Genomic DNA, 17,984 nt, shown 5'->3' on the forward strand with positions numbered 1-17,984 from the left:
GTCGGATCCTCGATCAAATGAGAGTCCTCAGGCTAGCGGAATGCGGGTCAGCGACGCTTGTACGATCCTGCAAGTTGGCCGTGCGTACGCAGGCGTTCGAGCCAGCGCGAGGGCGGTACGCCGTAACAGCGGGTGAAGTGGCGGGTCATGTGGGCCTGGTCATGGAAACCGGCTGCCAGCGCGGCATCCACCAGGGTGAATCCATCCAGGATCAGCGCACGCAATTGATCCAGGCGGCGCAGGGTCACGAACCGATAGGGGCTGGTGCCGTACAGGACCCTGAAATCCCGCGACAGGCTCCAGCGCTCGCGCCCGCTGGCATGTTCGAGCATTTCCAGGGTGATGCCCTGGTGCAGGTGCGCCAGGATGAAATCCCTGGCGCGTTCGGCGGCCCGGTAATCCAGCCGTTTGCGCCCGCGGGGCTTGCCGGCGACGGCCCTCAGGGCCATTGCCAGGTCGAACAGCGCGTCCTGTTCTTCCAGCGCTTCGAGCGGATAATCCATTGCCTGCACGAACGATTCGCTGGCCTGGTACAGGCGTGGATCGCTCGACAGCCCGCCGGCGATGTACGGCAACGGTTCTCCGCCGAGCACTTGCTGAATCAGGGCTGGATCGACATAGGCCATGCGATAGCGAAAGCCGGCTTCGGTGCCGGCCATGCCATCATGCAGTTCGTCGGGATGCAGGACGAGGGTATTTCCCGGCAGGCCATGGCGCAGGGACTTCCTGTAATGGAAGCTCTGCACGCCCGAGAGGGTTCGTCCGATGGAATAGGTGTCGTGACGATGCGGATCATAGCCATGACCGCCGAACCAGGCTTCGATTCTTTCCACTCGTCCGGGTTGGGTATTGCGCAGGACCCAGTCGGACGCTGGGAGTGGTGTCTCTCGATCCATGGGAGTATCCGCAAAGGTGTGCCTCACGTCGGCGAACGTCAGCCGACAGCACAACGATACCCTTGAATCGTGGTGTGTTGCCAACAACGTGCGGGCGCCGGGATGCCCGGACCCGGCGGCAGTATCCGGATGACTTGCGTGGCGAAACCGCAGAAAGACCAACGGGTGGTGGCTACTTCGCCGCCGCTGCCGGCTTGATATCCCCGCAGAAAATATCGACGCTGCCATCGGTCGCCGCCGTCCGCACGACGATGGAGTAATCGCCGGCAAGCAGGGTAGACAACGGCACCGGGGCGCTTCTGGAGAACGTCCAGCCGCGTACGGCCTGGCGTTCGGTGTTGACCTTGTCGTTCATGGCATAGGCGACGGGCCCGGGTTTTTCGCAACTACCCTTATTGATGAAGGAATAGAGGCGCAGGGGCAGCGACGCTCCGTTGGGAACGCCACTGATGAAGAAGCTGAGGCCGGTCTGCTTGCCCCAGTCGGACAAGGCGACATTGCCGATCTGGCCGGTGTTCTGCCGGGTGGCCACCAGGGTGATGGACGCGCTCTGGTTGGATGAGGTGGTGCAGCCGAACAGACTGGCCGTGGCCACGAGCGCTGCAAGTGAGTGTCTGAATTTCATTGCCAACCTCCTGCACAGAAGAACCGCAATGGGTGATTAAGGGGTATAGCTCATTAATCGCTGTCCCGGGACTGCAATGCTGTCCACTCAAGGTCGAACACTGATTTGTGGCGAGGGAGCAAGCTCCCTCGCCACAGATTAATGATTACGACGCTTGCTTGAGCACCGGCGCACGCTTGCCGAGCTTCATCAGCCAGAAGTAGCTCAACGCGGGCACCAGCAGCCCCACCAGCCAGGCCAGGTCGACGCCGTCGAGCGCCGTGGCCACCGGACCGACATAGAGCGTGGTGTTCATGAACGGAATTTCCAGGGCAATCGCCAGCACAAAACTGCCACAGGCGATCCAGTTGACCCGGCCATAGATCCCGTTGAGGTCGAAGATGTCATCGATCCGGTACTGACCTTTGCGCAGGCAGTAGTAGTCCACCAGATTGATCGCCGTCCACGGGATCAGGAAGTAGCTCATGAAGAAAATGAAGTTGAGGAAGAAGGTGATGAAGTCGTCCTGACTGATGGTGCACAGGGCGGTGGCCACCAGGCTGATCACCAGCATGAACAGACCGCGCACCCGGGGCGTCACTTTCAGGCGGGCGAAGGGTTCGATCACGGTGATGGTCGACATGAAGGCGCCATACAGGTTGAAGACGTTGATCGACACCTGGCCGTAGACGATGAAGGCGAACAGCAGCAGGGCACCACTGCCGAACAGCCCGGCGACATGACCGCCGACGTTACTGGAGAAGTCGCCGATGCCGACACTCAGGATCGCCCCGAGAATCATCATCCACGCACCGCCACTGACCGTGCCGGCGTAGCTGTACCAGAACACCTTGGCAGTCGGTGTTTGGCTGGGCAGGTAACGCGAGTAGTCGGCGACATACGGCGCATACGACAGCTGCCAGGTAACGGCAATGCTCACGGCCACCAAAAACTTCGACAGCGAGAACCCGGTCGGCAGCCATTGCTCGGCCGGAATCGACAGTTGCAGGGCGAACAGCGTGGCGACGACGAACACCAGCAGCGAAAGGATCGACAGCAGCTTCTGCAAGCGGTGAATCAAACGGTAGCCATAGAGCGCGACGACGAAGCACAAGGCGCCGATCAGGCAGATGTTGCCATTGGCGGGCAACGGGCTGACCGACTCCATCGCCTGGGCGGCGAGCAGGGTGTTGCTGACGAAGAACCCCAGATAGATCAGCATCACGAACAGCAGCGGCAGCACCGCGCCGAGCACGCCGAACTGGGCCCGGCTCTGGATCATCTGCGGGATGCCCAGTTTCGGTCCCTGGGCGGAGTGCGAGGCCATGAATATCGCCCCGACCAACGAGCCGACGATGATCGCCAGGGCGCTCCAGAACAGGTTGAGCCCCATCACCACCGGCAGCACACCCGAGGCGATGGTGGTGATGTTCATGTTGGCGCCGAACCAGATGAAGAACAGTGAACCCGGCTGGCCATGACGTTCGGCTTCGGGGATGAAATCGATGCTTCTTTTTTCAACGTGCATGGCGATCACTCCTGAGTCCGGACGAGGTGGGTTTGCAGCCGGGCGATGGTGCTTTGCAGTTCATGGGGCTGGTGGGCGAACTGGTCCGGGTGCTCGGGATTGAGGCTCACGTAGTCACGGTTTTCCAGGGCACGCCGGCATTCGCCGGTGGTGAGGATTTCTAGGGAGTAGACCCAGTTGGCCATGATCAACAGCGCCGAATAGTGCCCGGCCTGGGTGGTCGTGGTGCACGCATCGCTGACCAGGCGAATGTGATAGCCGAGGGCAAAGGCGTCGAACACCGTGGTCAGCACGCAGACATCGGTGAGCACGCCGCCGATGATCAGCGTGTCGACGTCCAGTGCCTTGAGCCGGGCATCGAGGTCGGTACGGTGGAAGGCGCTGTAGCGGCCTTTGTCGACGATGGCTTCACCGGGCCGCGGGGCGAGGCTCTGGATGATCTCCACTTGCCGTGTGCCGGCGCGATAACCGCTCGGGCCGCCGTCGGCCGCGCGGGGTTCGCCGCGTGGCAGATCACTGCCGTCGGCCTGGTTGATATGGCGGGTATAGATAACGGGGACCCGCTGCTGGCGGGTGCTTTCGAGCAGTGTGGCGGTGTTGGCCAGCACCGAATCGAAGTGTTCGAGGACGAAACCGTCCTCCTGTTGCATGTCGATGATCAACAGTGCGTTTTTATTGTTCATAGAGCAAACCTGATCATGGGCCGGACACTGTTGCGTCCAGCCAGCCCGATAAACACCGGGCCGAAGCACAATGCACCGCAAACGCGAGGCTACCGCCCGACGCCGAGGTACGTGGATTCCTGTTCGGGAGTGCTTAGTGAACTATTTGCCAGAAGCCGTTCTGCTTGGCCGAAACACTGGCGCGCAGACGCTTGAAATGCAGGTGCGAAGCGGTCCATTCACCGCGCAGGTAAGCCCGCGCGGCGCCGGAGGGTAGGGCGAGTGATTGGAGACGACCATTGAACATGGGAATCAACCCTGTAGGAGCGAGCCTGCTCGCGAAAAACCTGAGAACACCGCGGGGTGTCTGACCCCCAGCGTTATCGTTGACGAACATCGCGAGCAAGCTCGCTCCTACAGACAGCAACGCAGAGGACTCAGCGGAACGCCGGGACCACGTGTTTGATAAACAGCTCCAGGGATTTCTTCTTCTCGGCGTGCGGCAGGCTGTTGTCGCACCAGAAGCTGAACTCGTCGACACCCAATTCCTGATAGTACTTGATGCGCGGAATGATCTCTTCCGGGGTGCCGATCATGGCGGTCTTGTGCAGGCTGTCCAGTTCGAACTCCGGACGGCCGGCGAATTTCTCTTCCGGGCTTGGCGCCAGGAAGCCGTTGACCGGGGTTTCCTTGTTGCCGAACCAGGCATCGAAAGTGCGATAGAACTTGGCGATCGCCTTGGCCCCGACTTTCCAGCCTTCAGGATCGTCAACCGAGTGCACATGGGTGTGACGCAGCACCATCAGTTGCGGGCGCGGCACGTCCGGGTTGTTGTCCAAGGCAGTCTGGAACTTGTTCTTCAGGTCCAGGACCTCTTCGTCGCCTTTCATCAACGGCGTCACCATGACGTTGCAGCCATTGGCCACGGCGAAATTGTGCGAGTCCGGGTCACGAGCGGCGATCCACATCGGCGGGTTCGGCTTCTGGATCGGCTTGGGCACGCTGGTGGAGGTCGGGAATTTCCAGATGTCGCCGTCATGGGCGTAGTCGCCTTGCCACAGCGCGCGGACCACCGGAACCATTTCCCGCAATGCCTGGCCGCCGCTTGATGCGGGCATGCCACCGGCCATGCGGTCGAATTCAACCTGATAAGCGCCACGGGCCAGGCCCACTTCCATGCGCCCGTTGCTGATCACGTCCAGCAATGCGCATTCGCCAGCAACCCGGATCGGGTGCCAGAACGGCGCGATGATGGTGCCGGCGCCCAGGTGGATGGTGGTGGTCTTGGCGGCCAGGTAGGCCAGCAGCGGCATCGGGCTCGGCGAGATGGTGTATTCCATGGCGTGGTGCTCACCGATCCAGACGGTGCTGAAACCGCCGGCTTCGGCCATCAGGGTCAGCTCGGTCAAGTCTTCGAACAGCTGGCGGTGGCTGATGCTTTCGTCCCAACGTTCCATGTGTACGAACAGGGAAAATTTCATGACGCTTACCTCGGATCTTTTGTTGTCGGCCTGTCGACTGCGGGCCTGTTGCCTGGAATGAGCGCGGGGCTCCCCGTTGTTCTCGCCAGTGTAAAGCGCGTTCCTGAGGACGGCTGTTCGGCTGATGGGTTATTGGTATACCATAATATGGAATATCCGCAAAATATTTCTCTCCGACGGTCACATTCTCACCTCACAAGGAAGGCGAGCTCGATGAACATAAAACAAAAACTGATCATGGCTTTCGCGCTGATCGCCAGCCTGCCGGTGCTGCTGGTGGCGGTGTGGATCATCCTCAATGTGCGCAACGAGGCGCGCGAGACCTTCATCGACAGCAGCGGGCGGGAGATCCGCCAGGTGGAAAACGCCATGCAGCTGTTTTTCGAAGGCATCAGCCAGAACGTCGCCTACCTCGCCGAACACCCGCAGCTGCAAAATATCGACGCCCATCTCAAGCGCTATCTGTCCAGCGACGCGGCGCAAGTGGCGATGGGCGAGCAGGATCAGCGGCTGTTTGATCTGTTCGCCGGGCTGGCCAGGAGTCACTCGGCGTACGCCTATCTGTCCCTGGGCACGCAGGAGGGCGGGTATGTGTTCTGGCCGGGCGATCCGAAACTCGCCGGTTATGACCCGCGTACCCGTCCCTGGTACAAAACGGCGATGGCCCAGCCCGGCAAGACCCTGCGCACCGAGGCCTATTACTGGGCGGCCGACGATGTGGTGCTGGTCAGCACCGTGCGCAGCTTCAGCAATCGCCTGGGCGGCAACGGCGGGGTGGTGAACATCGATGTGTCGCTCAAGCAACTGACTGACCTGATCAAGCAGATCAAGCTGGGCGAGAGCGGTTACCTGATGCTGATGGAAGGCAACAACACGGTGCTGGTCGATCCCCATGACCCAAGCCACAACTTCAAGAAACTCGCTGATCTGGGTGACGGTTATCGGCAGTTGGGCGAGGCCGGCAAGGGCCTGGTCGAGGTCGAACTGGCGGGCGAGCGTTACATGGCCTTCGTCTGGCCGTCGGCATCGTTGGGCTGGCGTTTTGTCGGCGTGGTCCGGGAAAGTGAAGTCATGGCCGCGGCCACGCGCCTGACTTGGGTGATTGCCCTCATCGCGCTGGTCAGCGCCGCACTCTTCGCCATGGCCGGCGCCTGGTTTGCCGGACTGATCGTCAAGCCCATTCGCGGCGTCGCCAGCGGCCTGGAAGGCATCGCCCAGGGCGAAGGCGATTTGACCGCGCGCCTGACCGTGCGTGGTCGGGACGAAACGGCGCAGTTGGCCGGCTGGTTCAATCAGTTCCTCGAAGCCATCCGCACCCTGATCCAGCGCATTGGTCTGGCGTCGGGGCAGATCCACAGCAGTTCGGGAAGCGCCACCGAAGTTTCGGCGGAAATGGCCGATGTCGCTGCACGCCAACGCGAAGCCGTGGACATGGTCTCTACGGCATTCCATGAAATGGTGGCCACCTCCAATGAGGTGGCGCGCTCTTGCAGCCAGGCCGCCGACTCGGCGGATAACGGCCAGCGCCAGGCGCGCACCGGGCAACAGCAGATCGACGCGGCGGTGACCAATGTCGGGCGCCTGAGCGAGGAAATCAGCCACTCCGCCGAGGCGATGCAGCAACTGGAGCAGGACAGCAATGACATTCAGTCGATCCTCGGCACCATTCGCTCGATTGCCGAGCAGACCAACCTGTTGGCGTTGAACGCCGCCATCGAAGCCGCGCGAGCGGGCGAGCAGGGGCGTGGTTTTGCGGTGGTGGCCGACGAAGTGCGGGCGCTGGCCAAGCGCACATCGGACTCGACCAGTGAAATCGATGGTTTGCTCGGCAATCTGGCACGGCGTACCCACCAGATGGGCAAACAGATGCACGCCAGCCTGGAGGTGTCCCAGGAGACGGTGTTGTCGATCAATGAAGCGCGGGAGAGTTTCGGGTTGATTCGCGAGTCGGTGGACGTGATCCGCGACATGAACACGCAAATCGCCACCGCGGCGGAAGAACAGCATCAGGTGGCCGAGGATATCAACCGGCACATCAGCCAGATCCACGGTGATGCGCAACTGGTCGCCAGCCTGGCCGATGCCACGCGCCAGGACGCGCAGAACCTGACGCAGCTGTCGCAGACGTTGAATGGCCTGGTCAATCGGTTCCGTACCTAAGGCGTGGCCCCTGCAGGAGCGAGCCAGCCCGCGCTTGGGCTGACCTGTAGGAGCGAGCCTGCTCGCGAAAAACGTCCGGACACCACGGGAATTCAGACAGCCAGCGTTATCGTTGACGTCCATCGCGGGCAGGCCCGCTCCCACAAGGATTTGCGTGGCGCTTGCGGGAGCGAGCCAGCCCGCGTTTGGGCTGACCTGTAGGAGCGAGCCTGCTCGCGAAAAACGCCCGGACACCACGGGAATTCAGACAGCCAGCGTTATCGTTGACGTCCATCGCGGGCAGGCCCGCTCCCACGGGGATTTGCGTCGTCCCTGCGGGCGCGAGGCTTGCGGGTCTGATAGCCCGATCAAAACGGTAGGAGCGACGGCGGAATCTTTTGAAATCAGGCCGGAACGGGCAGGGCGCCCATTTTGCCGTGGCAATACACCAGTGGTCCGGCGTTGTGCCGGGGCACGATCAGGTTCTTCACCGCGCCGACCATGATCGCGTGGTCGCCCCCTTCATATTCGCGCCACAGTTCGCATTCGATGACCGCCGTGGCGTTGGCCAGGATCGGGTTGCCCAATTCGCTTAGTGTCCACTCGATGCCTTGCGCCTTGTCTTTGCCCTTGCGCGCGAAGGCATAGGCTTCGCTCTGCTGCCCACCGGACAGCACGTGGATGGCAAAGCGTTTGTTCTTGATCAGTACCGGGTAGGAATCGGAGCTGTAGTTGGGGCAAAACAGCACCAGGGCCGGGTCCATGGACAGCGAGCTGAACGCACTGGCCGTCAGGCCGACGATTTGCCCGTCGTCGTCGAGCGTGGTGATCACGGTTACGCCGGACGGGAACGAGCCCATGACTTGTTTGTAGATGGCGGCATCGATCATTGGACTGTCCTCGGGTGTGAAGCTTGGTTTTTATGAGTTTGTAGGTCTGATGGTATACCGTAATACATCGTTTGCAAGCGCTTTTTCTGCGGCCCGATAAACGTGCACCTTTAGTCTTGAAGTCAGTAAATACGCGGCTTTCAGCTAGGCACAGCGTGCGGTTTTGCGGCAGGATTGCGCATCAGATGGGCTCGCAAAGACCGGATCAGTCTTGTGAAAGGTTTGGAATACCATAATATGGTGCGCATCTGAGGGGCGGCCAGAGAGTCCCCCCGGTTTGGCTTCATACAAAGATAAGAACAGACAAACTCGAGTTCATGCATATGTCCCAGATGTCCCGGCAAGACCCGTTGATCGAGAATCACACGGTCGACTACGTTCCACTCGCAGAGCGCCACGGGAAGGCCCGCGATCTTTTCACCCTATGGTTCAGTACCAACATTGCACCCCTGCCCATCGTCACCGGTGCCATGGTGGTTCAAGTGTTCCATCTCAACTTGTTCTGGGGGCTGCTGGCGATTGCCCTGGGGCACATGGTCGGCGGGCTGGTGATTGCCCTGGCATCGGCCCAGGGCCCGCGCATGGGCATTCCGCAAATGGTCCAGAGCCGGGGTCAGTTCGGCCGCTATGGCGCGTTGCTGATCGTGTTCTTTGCCGCCCTGATCTACGTCGGTTTCTTCATTTCCAACATCGTGTTGGCCGGCAAGTCGATCGTCGGCATCGTGCCTTCGGTGCCGGTGCCCGCCAGCATCCTGATCGGCGCCCTCAGCGCCACCGCCATCGGGGTGATCGGTTACCGCTTCATCCACACCCTCAACCGCATTGGCACCTGGGTGATGGGCAGCGCGCTGCTCGCCGGCTTCCTCTATATCTTCGCCCATGACTTGCCAGTGGACTTCTTCACCCGCGGCGGTTTCAACCTGTCTGGCTGGTTGGCCACGGTGTCCCTGGGGATCATCTGGCAGATCAGCTTCTCGCCTTACGTGTCGGACTACTCGCGCTACCTGCCGGCGGATATCGGCATCACTCGTCCGTTCTTCGCCACTTACCTGGGCGCGACCCTGGGCACGATCCTGTCATTTACCTTCGGCGCGGTGGCGGTCCTGGCGACCCCGGAAGGCACTGAAGCAATGGCTGCGGTGAAGCAATCCACCGGCTGGCTGGGGCCGATTCTGATGGTGCTGTTCCTGCTCAACATCATCAGTCACAACGCCTTGAATCTGTACGGCGCGGTGCTGTCGATCATCACTTCGATCCAGACCTTCGCCAGTCAGTGGACGCCGAGCATCAAGGTGCGCGTGGTGTTGTCGAGCGTGGTGCTGGCGGGTTGCTGCGTGGTGGCGCTCGGCGCTTCGGCGAATTTCATCTCGCAGTTCATCGGGCTGATTCTGGCGCTGTTGTTGGTGCTGGTGCCGTGGGCTTCGATCAACCTGATTGATTTCTATGTGATCAAGCGTGGCTGCTACGACATTGCTTCGATCTTCCGTGCCGACGGCGGGATCTATGGGCGCTTCAATCTGCACGCGATCGTGGCGTATTTCATCGGGATCATCGTGCAATTGCCGTTTGCCAATACGTCGCTGTATGTCGGGCCTTACGCCAATCTGGTTGAGGGGGCGGATCTGTCGTGGCTGGTGGGGTTGGTGGTGACGTGTCCACTGTATTACTGCCTGGCGACCCGTGGGCAGGCTCGGTTGAGCGGGGTGGCGCGGTTTGGTTTTACTGACTGATTTTTGATTGGCAGTGTTTGTCTGGAATGCCCGGCCTTTGGCCGGGCATTTTTGTTTTCTGGTGTTGTTCGGGGAAGTTGCCGCCAGAATCCCCTTCATCTGTTGCACAAAACGGATAAAGGTCTGCACCCCGCGGATAGTCCGTCATCCCCCCTCGTCCTAGCATGACCCTGCCTGAACAATAACAACGGAGGCGGCGGCCATGACCCTGCGACCCGAATATCTTCACTCCCTGCTTGAAGACGACCCTGCCCAAGGCCTCTATCGCTGCAAGCGCGAGATGTTCACCGACCCGCGCCTGTTCGATCTGGAGATGCAACACATCTTCGAAGGCAACTGGCTGTACCTGGCCCATGAAAGCCAGATCCCCAATATCAATGATTTCTACACCACGACCATGGGGCGCCAGTCGATCTTCATCGCGCGCAACAAGGACGGTGTGCTCAACGCTTTCCTCAACGCCTGCAGTCATCGCGGCGCGACCCTGTGCCGGCACAAGTCCGGCAACAAGAGTTCCTATACCTGCCCGTTCCATGGCTGGACGTTCAACAACTCCGGCAAGCTGCTCAAGGTCAAGGACCCGGCCAATGCCGGCTACCCGGCGAGCTTCAACTGCGAAGGCTCCCACGACCTGACCAAAGTCGCGCGTTTCGAGTCCTATCGCGGTTTCCTGTTCGGCAGCCTCAAGGCCGATGTGGTGCCGCTGGTGGAGCACCTGGGCGAGTCGGCGAAGATCATCGACATGATCGTCGATCAGTCGCCCGATGGCCTGGAAGTGCTGCGCGGCTCTTCCAGCTACATCTATGAAGGCAACTGGAAACTCACTGCCGAAAACGGTGCCGACGGTTACCACGTCAGCTCCGTGCACTGGAACTACGCGGCGACCCAGAACCAGCGCAAACAGCGCGAGGCCGGTGATACCAACCCGACCATGAGCGCAGGCAGCTGGGCCAAGCAGGGCGGTGGTTTCTATTCCTTCGACAAGGGCCACATGCTGCTCTGGACCCGCTGGGCCAACCCCGAGGACCGTCCGCTGTACGAGCGTCGCGACGAACTCGCCCAGGACTTCGGCAAGGCCCGCGCCGACTGGATGATCGAGAACTCGCGCAACCTGTGCCTGTACCCGAACGTGTACCTGATGGATCAGTTCAGCTCGCAGATCCGCATTGCCCGGCCGATCTCGGTCAACCGCACGGAAATCACCATCTACTGCATCGCCCCCAAGGGCGAGAGCGACGCTGCGCGTTCGAGCCGGATTCGCCAGTACGAAGATTTCTTCAACGTCAGCGGCATGGCCACCCCGGATGACCTGGAGGAGTTCCGCTCCTGCCAGACCAGCTACCAGGGCAGCGTCACCACCTGGAATGACATGTCCCGCGGTGCCGAGCACTGGATCGAAGGTGCCGACGAAGCAGCCAAAGAGATCGACCTGCACCCGCTGCTCAGCGGTGTGCGCACCGAAGACGAAGGCCTGTTCGTGCTGCAACACAAGTATTGGCAGCAGACCATGCTCAAGGCCCTGGCGGACGAGCAGTCCGGGCTGATTGCCGTGGAGACCGTGCAATGACCATCACCTATGACCGTGTGCGCGATTTTCTCTACCGCGAAGCGCGTTACCTCGATGACCGGCAATGGGATGAGTGGCTGGAGTTGTACGCCCCGGACGCCACATTCTGGATGCCGTCGTGGGACGACAACGATGAGTTGACCGAAGACCCGCAGCGGGAAATCTCGCTGATCTGGTACGGCAACCGCACCGGCCTGGAAGACCGCGTCTTCCGGATCAAGACCGAGCGTTCCAGTGCGAGCATTCCGGACACCCGCACCTCGCACAACATCAGCAACATCGAGTTGCTCGAACAGGCCGACGGACTGTGCAAGGTGCGCTTCAACTGGCACACCCTGAGCTTTCGCTACAAGACCGTCGACAGCTATTTCGGCAGCAGTTTCTACACCCTCGATGTGCGCGGTGAAAACCCGCTGATCAAGGCCAAGAAAGTGATCCTGAAGAACGACTACGTTCGTCAGGTCATCGATGTCTATCACCTGTGAGGCGGCCGTCATGACCCATTCCATTGCGTTCAACTTCGAAGACGGCGTCACCCGGTTCATCGACGCCAATGCCGGCGAAACCGTGGCCGATGCCGCGTACCGTCAAGGCATCAACATTCCGCTGGACTGCCGTGACGGTGCCTGCGGCACCTGCAAGTGCTTTGCCGAGGCCGGTCGCTACGACCTGGGCGAGGAATACATCGAAGACGCCCTCAGCGCCGATGAAGCCGAGCAGGGCTTTGTACTGACCTGCCAGATGCGCGCCCAGAGCGATTGCGTGGTGCGGGTGCCGGTGTCGTCGGAGGTCTGCCGCACCCAGCAAGCCAGCTACGATGCCACCATCAGCGCTGTGCGCCAGTTGTCCGACAGCACCATCGCGCTGTCGATCAAGGGCGAGGCTTTGAACAAACTGGCGTTCCTGCCGGGGCAATACGTGAACCTGGGGATTCCCGGCAGCGGGCAGACCCGCGCCTACTCGTTCAGCTCGTTGCAGCGCGACGGCGAAGTCAGTTTCCTGATTCGCAACGTGCCCGGCGGCTTGATGAGCACCTTCCTCACCGGCATGGCCAAGGCTGGTGACAGCATGAGCCTGGCCGGTCCCCTGGGCAGTTTTTACCTGCGCGACATCCGTCGGCCGTTGTTGTTGCTGGCCGGCGGCACCGGGCTGGCGCCGTTCACCGCGATGCTGGAGAAAATCGCCGAGCAGGGCAGTGAACATCCGCTGCATTTGATCTACGGCGTGACCCACGATTTCGACCTGGTGGAACTCGATCGCCTGGAAGCCTTTGCCGCGCGTATCCCGAACTTCAGCTACAGCGCCTGTGTGGCCAGTCCTGACAGCCGGCACCCGCTCAAGGGCTACGTGACCCAGCACATCGAACCGAAGCATTTGAACGATGGCGACGTCGACGTCTATCTGTGCGGCCCGCCGCCGATGGTGGAAGCGGTCAGCAAGTACATCGGCGAGCAGGGCATCAAGCCGGCGAACTTCTACTACGAAAAATTCGCCGCCAGCGCGGCCTGAGTTGCGCGTACATCCCGAGCACGACACTGAACCACTGTGGGAGCGAGCCTGCTCGCGATGAGGGCAGAACATTCGACATCGATGTCGCCTTGTGAGCCGGCTATCGCGAGCAGGCTCGCTCCCACAGGAGCGTGTTTTGTCCGCTACTTCTTCATTGACCTGCATCCTTAGTCATGGGGTACACATGAACAGATTTCACGATAAAGTCGCGCTGATCACCGGCGCGGCCCAGGGCATCGGGCGCCGGGTGGCCGAACGCATGGCCGCCGAAGGCGCGAAGCTGATCCTGGTCGATCGCTCCGACCTGGTGTTCGAGGTGCAGAAGGCGTTGGCGCCGACCTGTCAGGTCCTGGCCCTGACGGCCGACCTTGAGCAATACGATGAGTGCAATCGGGTGATGCACACCGCCGTCGAACGCTTTGATCGGCTCGACGTGCTGATCAATAACGTGGGCGGCACGATCTGGGCCAAGCCGTTCGAGCACTACGAGGCCTCGCAGATCGAATCCGAAGTCCGCCGCTCGCTGTTTCCGACGCTGTGGTGCTGCCATGCCGCCTTGCCGTTCATGCTGGAGCAGGGCAGTGGGGCGATCGTCAACGTCTCGTCCATCGCCACCCGCAGTGTCAACCGCGTGCCCTATGGCGCGGCAAAGGGTGGCGTGAATGCACTGACCGCTTGCCTGGCATTCGAAACCGCCGGGCGCGGCGTGCGGGTCAATGCCACCGCGCCGGGCGGCACCGAAGCGCCACCACGAGTCATCCCGCGCAATAGCGCCGAGCAGAGCGCGCAGGAGAAAATCTGGTACCAGCAGATCGTCGATCAAACCCTCGACAGCAGTTTGATGAAGCGCTACGGGACGCTGGATGAGCAGGCCGGGGCTATTCTGTTTCTGGCCAGCGACGAAGCCTCCTATATCACCGGCATGGTCATGCCGGTGGGCGGTGGCGATCAGGGCTGACGCACCGGCAATTACAAGCGACGCTGAAACGCTCTGATAATGCGCAGCGTCGCGTCGCTGGTGCTCAGGTTTTGTACGGCATCCAGCGGGAACCAGATGAAGTCGACAATTTCATTTTGCGCCCGGACCTCATGCAGATTCACCACGGATGCTTCGTAGACGTGGTGCCGGGTGTCGCCGGATTCCAGTTCCATCAGGTACAGCATCTCGTCGGCATAAAGGCCGGTTTCTTCCTGCAGTTCGCGTATGGCGGCATCGGCCCTGGTTTCGCCGGGCTCGACTTTCCCACCGGGCAGCGCCCAGCGACACCTGAGCTTGCGCACCAGGAGGATGTGCCGGTCCTGCTCGCAAATGACGGTTGCGCGTACTTTCATGTGCTGTCTGATCGCTTTATGTCATTGAACTGTAACAAAAATGCAATATTTGCGCCGCATCCCGTTTTACCGGTGGTTGGGTAGTTCGATGTGAGAAATACGTGAAAGTGCCATTGAAGGGGGGTGTGGCGATACGACGTCTGGTCGGCATTCGGATAAAAGGTGGGTGTAAGGTAGGCACGTCAACCCTGGATATCACTGCCGAAAAGGAGACAACCATGAGCGTTTCGATGTTGAACAAAATGCACATGAACGGCTACGACGTACTGAGCGTGAACAACGGCCCCTGGCGGGTATGCACCAAAGGCGATCGACTGGCCTCCTTTGGCAGCCGTGAAGAAGCACTGGCCTTTGCAGCGTCGCTTCCAGGTTACAAGGCGCGGTCGAACAGGCAGGCGCGTAGTCAGTAACGTTAAAGCCCCGGCATGCCGGCAATACTGTTCAGTTAAGGACGAACACTGTACCTGTGGCGAGGGAGCTCGCTCCCGCTGGACTGCGCAGCAGTCCCATTTTTTGGGCCGCTGCGCGCCCCAGCGGGAGCAAGCTCCCTCGCCACAGGTTATTGATTGCTCGCTCTATCTCTTATCTGAACAGCACTGCGGCATGCCGGGGCTTTTTGATGGTGGCGCGGTGCTCAGTAGCCGCCGCCACTGGAATGGGAAGGCTCCCTGGCTTTTTGCTGTGCGCGACTCCATTCGGCACAGGTCATGAAGCTGGTGTGGTCGACCTTGCCCCGGCTGTCGAAGCTGACGTTGTATGGCTGCTGTTGGCCAGACTGGGTCAGCCGGTAATCAAAACAGGTGCCGGGTTCAACGCTGCGGTCCGTGATCGACAGCGGCGGGCCGCCGATTTGCTGGACTTGCTCCTTGCTCATGCCGGTTTCGACTTTGGCCACCAGCGGTTGATTGCGGAAGACTTGAGAGTCGGTATTGCAGCCACTCAACGCCGTCAGCAGTACGACCAGCGTGCACAGGGGGCTGTTCATGGCAGCGCTCCGCTCAGTTTGTCCGGGTGGTTCGACTGATGGCCCGGGCTTTGACTTCTTCGGCGTAACCGGCCAATCGTCCTTCATCGCTCTGGAAGACATCGCAAAGCCTGAGGGCGGCCTGCGCGTCTACATCATTGCCGGCCTGACGCAACTGTTCGGCGATGCGCAGCAGTTCGACGGCGGACCATCTGAGGTCCGACGCAACGCTCTGCAAGTCGCGGCGAAGTTCTTGTTCCGACTCGTTAAGCCACATGATGACCTCCTGAATGTCTGCGCTAGGAAATTTTAGACCCATTTCCCGGCCCGGGCGTTGTGTTCGTCTGATACTGCGCGGCTTCCTTTGGTCGGGAAGTTTGCGCGAACGGGAAAATTCGCGGTCGTATTGAGGTATCGATTTTCCGGCTGGGGGGACCTTCAAATGACGACGACCGATGACTTCAGGGCGCAGGCACACGCGCTGATCGCCGACCTGGACGCGGCTACCAGCGAAATGATGAGTCTGATTTCCGCGCATCAGCTCAGCGGGCCGGAATGGGAGCGGGTCACGCGATGGCAGCATGAGGCCTATGAGCGGTGGATGACCTATCTCAATACGCGTTCCTATCCCGGCACCACGGATGACCCTGCCAACTGCTGAGATTTTTTTTCAGGAACGGATGTAAGAAATGGATGTAAGGACCGCGACACGCTACATTTCACGTTTTCAGATTAAGGGCACTTTGAATGCAGAGTCGGATGTTGATGGGGGGAGCCGTGTTGGCGTTACTGGCGGGTTGCTCGTTGCCGGCTTCATTGGTTCCAGGCGAGCCGAATGTCAGCAAATACAGTACGAAAGTGCCGAAAGAAGTGGCAGCGTGTGTGTTGCCGGCGTGGCAGAAAGAAGTATCCCATACCACCCAGACCTCGATTTCCAACGGCTACAGGATTACCGCGCCCAGCATCGTCACCGCCGATGAAATTCTGGACATCGTGAAGTACAAGGATGGCAGCCGCGTGTCGCTTTATCAGGGGCCGCCTTGGGCAAAGTCAGGCGCACTGCAAAAGGCAATGCGTGACTGTCTGTAGGGTTCAGCTTGAAATATCAGTGATCTGGATGAGCTGATCGTCGCTGGCTTGGGCACTGCTGGTGCCTTTCTTTTCCCGACGATCATTCATCCAGCTGTCCACCTGCGCATCGACGCGAGGACGGTGGTCTGGACGACCGGTGTGCGTGCCAGTTCGCTGACCGAACAGATCCCCGCCGAACGCGATCACCTCGGCCGCCTGCACGTCGATGCCCACTTGAAAGTCATTGGCCAGGACGACACTACGCGACTGGTGACGTCGCTTATGCGGCCTCCGACGACATCGGCAACCACGCCTTGATGACCTGCCAGCACGCCATTGTCCTGGGTCGCCATGCCGGTCATAACGTCGCTGCGCAGGTCCTCGGCGTGGACCCGACGCCGTACAGCCAGCCGAAATACGTGACCTGCCTGGACCTGGGCGCCTGGGGTGCGGTTTACACCGAAGGTTGGGATCGTCAGGTCAAGCTGATCAAGCAGGAAGGCAAGTCGCTCAAAACCCAGATCAATACGGTGTGGATCTATCCGCCAGCGGCAGACCGCGCCATTGCATGGGCGGCAGCGGACCCTCTGATCCCGATTGCATGAATGCGGTTAAGCCAAAGTTAAGGCGGTTTCTACCTTAGCCATAAAAAATGTCAGGATATTTAGAGGGTTAGAACATTTAGTAACTGCATGGTTAATTAAAATATCTTGTTACACGGCGAAATATTCCGTAATATTCGCGCCGCGTTCACCACCACGGTTTATGCATTTTTAAATCCCAGGCGTCCATCAGCTGCCTGGGATTTTTTTTGCCTGCAATTCAGCCTCCCCCCTCGTTTAAGCAGGTGGAGTTGTCATGCACGATCTCTGGAGCCGGCTTGTCGGCTCCTGCAGGTTTTTCTCGGAAATGAACCCAGATCGATCACGCAGGGCCGATATGCCTTAGCGCGAAATGATCCCGTGGTCGATCGCGTATTTGACCAGCGCCGCGGGCTTGTCGATGTTGAGCTTGCGGCGGATGCTCAGGCGATGGGTTTCCACCGTGCGCACGCTGATGTCCAGCTCTCGCGCCATTTCCTTGTTGTTCAGGCCCTGGGCCATTTTGTACAACACCTGGCTTTCGCGGGGGGTCAGTTCGTTGTCAGTGTTTTTATCGGCGATGAGCCGCTGGGCAATCTCGGCGCTGTAGAAGGTGCCGCCGCTGGTGATGGCCTCGATGGCGGCGATGATTTCCCGTGACGGGGCATTTTTCAGCACGTAGCCGCTGGCGCCGGAGCGCACCGACTCACTCACGTACTCATAGTTATCGTACATGCTCAGCACCAGCACCTTGAGCGCAGGGTGCTGGCTGCGCAGGACGCGGGTCAGCTCAAGGCCGTTCATGTCCCGCAGGCTGATATCGACCAGCAACAGGTCCGGCTGACAGCGCCCGACCATCTCGATGGCCTCGGCGCCGCTCTCGGCTTCTCCCACCACTTCCAGGGGCGCCATCACGGCCAGCAGCGCCTTGATCCCGTCACGGACCAGGGAGTGATCGTCAACCAGGGCGACGCGGATCGGGGAGGGCAGGGTCATCGTAGGCATTCACTCATGTTGTTCTTGGGCACGG

Annotated in this window: 20 protein-coding genes and 2 pseudogenes; 11 read left to right on the forward strand and 11 right to left on the reverse strand. The window is 60.4% G+C overall.

From position 1 onward, the window contains the following. Positions 1-47 precede the first annotated feature (47 nt). The 6 genes from ACGJAX_RS17810 to ACGJAX_RS17835 form a co-directional block, all read right to left on the reverse strand. Positions 48-896, reverse strand: coding sequence for an AraC family ligand binding domain-containing protein (locus tag ACGJAX_RS17810; RefSeq protein WP_390955555.1), 849 nt, complete (start codon positions 894-896; stop codon positions 48-50). Between the two features lie 172 nt (positions 897-1,068). Continuing rightward, complete coding sequence (locus ACGJAX_RS17815; protein WP_390955556.1) at positions 1,069-1,521, reverse strand: hypothetical protein; 453 nt, start codon at positions 1,519-1,521, stop codon at positions 1,069-1,071. A 145-nt stretch (positions 1,522-1,666) separates the two neighbouring features. Further along, positions 1,667-3,028, reverse strand: a complete 1,362-nt coding sequence (locus ACGJAX_RS17820; RefSeq protein ID WP_390955557.1) for a cytosine permease — start codon at positions 3,026-3,028, stop codon at positions 1,667-1,669. A 5-nt stretch (positions 3,029-3,033) separates the two neighbouring features. Continuing rightward, positions 3,034-3,711 (reverse strand): isochorismatase family protein, encoded by a 678-nt coding sequence (locus ACGJAX_RS17825; RefSeq protein ID WP_390955558.1) that lies wholly within the window; start codon positions 3,709-3,711, stop codon positions 3,034-3,036. A gap of 133 nt (positions 3,712-3,844) precedes the next feature. Further along, entirely contained in the window at positions 3,845-3,997 is a 153-nt protein-coding gene (locus ACGJAX_RS17830; protein ID WP_167361809.1) for a hypothetical protein, read from the reverse strand. Between the two features lie 130 nt (positions 3,998-4,127). Next, the gene (locus tag ACGJAX_RS17835; protein ID WP_247254996.1) at positions 4,128-5,171 is read right to left on the reverse strand and encodes an LLM class flavin-dependent oxidoreductase; all 1,044 of its coding nucleotides are present in this window, start codon (positions 5,169-5,171) and stop codon (positions 4,128-4,130) included. Positions 5,172-5,540: 369 nt separating this feature from the next. Between ACGJAX_RS17835 and ACGJAX_RS17840 the strand changes: the two are divergent. Next, positions 5,541-6,425: pseudogene (locus tag ACGJAX_RS17840) on the forward strand (cache domain-containing protein); the annotation flags it as partial. A gap of 201 nt (positions 6,426-6,626) precedes the next feature. Further along, positions 6,627-7,331 carry a methyl-accepting chemotaxis protein gene (locus ACGJAX_RS17845; protein ID WP_390959907.1) on the forward strand — a complete coding sequence of 235 codons (705 nt, stop codon included), beginning with the start codon at positions 6,627-6,629 and terminating at the stop codon, positions 7,329-7,331. A 383-nt stretch (positions 7,332-7,714) separates the two neighbouring features. Here the strand turns inward: ACGJAX_RS17845 and ACGJAX_RS17850 are convergent, their stop codons facing one another. Beyond that, complete coding sequence (locus ACGJAX_RS17850) at positions 7,715-8,200, reverse strand: flavin reductase family protein (RefSeq protein WP_247254994.1); 486 nt, start codon at positions 8,198-8,200, stop codon at positions 7,715-7,717. Between the two features lie 323 nt (positions 8,201-8,523). On the opposite strand from ACGJAX_RS17850, the gene ACGJAX_RS17855 reads away from it, so the two are divergent. The 5 genes from ACGJAX_RS17855 to ACGJAX_RS17875 all read left to right on the forward strand — a co-directional run bounded on the left by ACGJAX_RS17855 (position 8,524) and on the right by ACGJAX_RS17875 (position 13,964). Continuing rightward, complete coding sequence (locus tag ACGJAX_RS17855) at positions 8,524-9,930, forward strand: cytosine permease (RefSeq protein WP_390955559.1); 1,407 nt, start codon at positions 8,524-8,526, stop codon at positions 9,928-9,930. Between the two features lie 202 nt (positions 9,931-10,132). Beyond that, positions 10,133-11,497, forward strand: a complete 1,365-nt coding sequence (benA, locus tag ACGJAX_RS17860) for a benzoate 1,2-dioxygenase large subunit (RefSeq protein ID WP_090323281.1) — start codon at positions 10,133-10,135, stop codon at positions 11,495-11,497. Beyond that, positions 11,494-11,982: a benzoate 1,2-dioxygenase small subunit gene (gene benB / locus ACGJAX_RS17865; RefSeq protein ID WP_390955560.1), complete on the forward strand. Its 489-nt coding sequence runs from the start codon at positions 11,494-11,496 to the stop codon at positions 11,980-11,982. The genes benA and benB overlap by 4 nt, the downstream gene beginning before the upstream one ends. Before the next feature lie 10 nt (positions 11,983-11,992). Then, positions 11,993-13,006 carry a benzoate 1,2-dioxygenase electron transfer component BenC gene (benC, locus tag ACGJAX_RS17870; protein ID WP_247254991.1) on the forward strand — a complete coding sequence of 338 codons (1,014 nt, stop codon included), beginning with the start codon at positions 11,993-11,995 and terminating at the stop codon, positions 13,004-13,006. A gap of 184 nt (positions 13,007-13,190) precedes the next feature. Beyond that, the gene (locus ACGJAX_RS17875) at positions 13,191-13,964 is read left to right on the forward strand and encodes a 1,6-dihydroxycyclohexa-2,4-diene-1-carboxylate dehydrogenase (RefSeq protein WP_390955561.1); all 774 of its coding nucleotides are present in this window, start codon (positions 13,191-13,193) and stop codon (positions 13,962-13,964) included. Positions 13,965-13,975: 11 nt separating this feature from the next. Here the strand turns inward: ACGJAX_RS17875 and ACGJAX_RS17880 are convergent, their stop codons facing one another. Further along, positions 13,976-14,338 (reverse strand): NUDIX hydrolase, encoded by a 363-nt coding sequence (locus ACGJAX_RS17880; RefSeq protein WP_248916416.1) that lies wholly within the window; start codon positions 14,336-14,338, stop codon positions 13,976-13,978. Between the two features lie 218 nt (positions 14,339-14,556). Between ACGJAX_RS17880 and ACGJAX_RS17885 the strand changes: the two genes are divergently transcribed. Beyond that, positions 14,557-14,748 carry a DUF2188 domain-containing protein gene (locus tag ACGJAX_RS17885; protein ID WP_390955562.1) on the forward strand — a complete coding sequence of 64 codons (192 nt, stop codon included), beginning with the start codon at positions 14,557-14,559 and terminating at the stop codon, positions 14,746-14,748. Positions 14,749-14,972: 224 nt separating this feature from the next. Here ACGJAX_RS17885 and osmE read toward each other — a convergent pair whose 3' ends face one another. Next, positions 14,973-15,323, reverse strand: coding sequence for an osmotically-inducible lipoprotein OsmE (gene osmE, locus ACGJAX_RS17890; protein ID WP_390955563.1), 351 nt, complete (start codon positions 15,321-15,323; stop codon positions 14,973-14,975). 13 nt (positions 15,324-15,336) lie between these two features. After that, positions 15,337-15,579, reverse strand: coding sequence for a hypothetical protein (locus tag ACGJAX_RS17895; RefSeq protein WP_390955564.1), 243 nt, complete (start codon positions 15,577-15,579; stop codon positions 15,337-15,339). A 165-nt stretch (positions 15,580-15,744) separates the two neighbouring features. Between ACGJAX_RS17895 and ACGJAX_RS17900 the strand changes: the two genes are divergently transcribed. The 3 genes and pseudogenes from ACGJAX_RS17900 to ACGJAX_RS17910 form a co-directional block, all read left to right on the forward strand. Next, positions 15,745-15,963, forward strand: a complete 219-nt coding sequence (locus ACGJAX_RS17900; protein WP_090323265.1) for a hypothetical protein — start codon at positions 15,745-15,747, stop codon at positions 15,961-15,963. A gap of 86 nt (positions 15,964-16,049) precedes the next feature. Continuing rightward, positions 16,050-16,391, forward strand: a complete 342-nt coding sequence (locus tag ACGJAX_RS17905; protein ID WP_390955566.1) for a hypothetical protein — start codon at positions 16,050-16,052, stop codon at positions 16,389-16,391. Positions 16,392-16,496: 105 nt separating this feature from the next. Continuing rightward, positions 16,497-16,978 (forward strand): annotated as a pseudogene (locus ACGJAX_RS17910) (FAD-dependent oxidoreductase); the annotation flags it as partial. Positions 16,979-17,317: 339 nt separating this feature from the next. Here ACGJAX_RS17910 and ACGJAX_RS17915 read toward each other — a convergent pair. Beyond that, on the reverse strand, positions 17,318-17,950 hold the full coding sequence (locus ACGJAX_RS17915; RefSeq protein WP_090323258.1) for a response regulator transcription factor: 633 nt from the start codon (positions 17,948-17,950) through the stop codon (positions 17,318-17,320). Positions 17,951-17,984 lie beyond the last annotated feature (34 nt).

This window comes from Pseudomonas moorei (genome assembly GCF_042846945.1).
GTDB classification, from domain to species: Bacteria; Pseudomonadota; Gammaproteobacteria; order Pseudomonadales; family Pseudomonadaceae; genus Aquipseudomonas; species Aquipseudomonas moorei.